The sequence below is a fragment of the Polaromonas sp. AET17H-212 genome (assembly GCF_002379085.1).
Classification (GTDB): domain Bacteria; phylum Pseudomonadota; class Gammaproteobacteria; order Burkholderiales; family Burkholderiaceae_C; genus Polaromonas.
In genome coordinates, this window is record NZ_NBZW01000070.1 from 1 (window position 1) to 1,096 (window position 1,096).

Sequence of the window (1,096 nt, forward strand, 5' to 3'; positions counted from 1 at the left end):
AAAAATGGCAAAAGGCAAATTTGAGCGGACCAAACCGCACGTCAACGTCGGCACGATTGGGCACGTTGACCATGGCAAGACCACCCTGACGGCAGCGATCACGACCGTGCTCGCAGCCAAGTTCGGCGGCGAAGCCAAAGGTTACGACCAGATCGACGCGGCTCCCGAAGAAAAAGCCCGCGGCATCACCATCAACACCGCCCACGTGGAATACGAAACGGCCAACCGCCACTACGCCCACGTCGACTGCCCTGGCCACGCCGACTATGTGAAAAACATGATCACCGGCGCCGCCCAGATGGACGGCGCGATCCTGGTGTGCTCGGCCGCTGACGGCCCCATGCCCCAGACCCGCGAGCACATCCTGCTGGCGCGCCAGGTTGGCGTGCCTTACATCATCGTGTTCCTGAACAAATGCGACATGGTCGACGACGCCGAACTGCTCGAACTCGTTGAGATGGAAGTGCGCGAGCTGCTCGACAAGTACGACTTCCCCGGCGATGCCACCCCCATCATCCACGGCTCGGCCAAACTCGCCATGGAAGGCGACAAAGGTCCCCTGGGCGAGCAGGCCATCATGAAGCTGGCTGACGCCCTCGACACCTACATCCCCCTGCCAGAGCGTGCCGTGGACGGCGCCTTTCTGATGCCCGTCGAAGACGTGTTCTCCATCTCCGGCCGCGGCACCGTCGTGACCGGCCGTATCGAGCGCGGTGTGGTCAAGGTCGGCGAGGAAATCGAGATCGTCGGTATTGCCGATACCCAGAAAACCATCTGCACCGGCGTGGAAATGTTCCGCAAGCTGCTCGACCAGGGCCAGGCCGGCGACAACGTCGGTATCTTGCTGCGCGGCACCAAGCGCGAAGACGTCCAGCGCGGCCAGGTGCTGTGCAAGCCCGGTTCGATCAAGCCGCACACCCACTTCACGGGCGAGATCTATGTCTTGTCCAAGGACGAGGGCGGCCGCCACACCCCTTTCTTCAACAACTACCGTCCCCAGTTCTACTTCCGCACGACGGACGTGACCGGTGCGATCGAGTTGCCAGAAGGCAAGGAAATGGTCATGCCAGGCGACAACGTGTCGATCACCGTCAAG

At 62.0% G+C, this 1,096-nt stretch carries 1 protein-coding gene; it reads left to right on the forward strand.

Annotated features, from left to right (window positions below; genetic code table 11):
* Positions 1–4: 4 nt before the first annotated feature.
* On the forward strand, positions 5–1,096 hold a 1,092-nt coding region (tuf, locus tag B7G53_RS22275; RefSeq protein WP_096671803.1), incomplete at its 3' end, for an elongation factor Tu.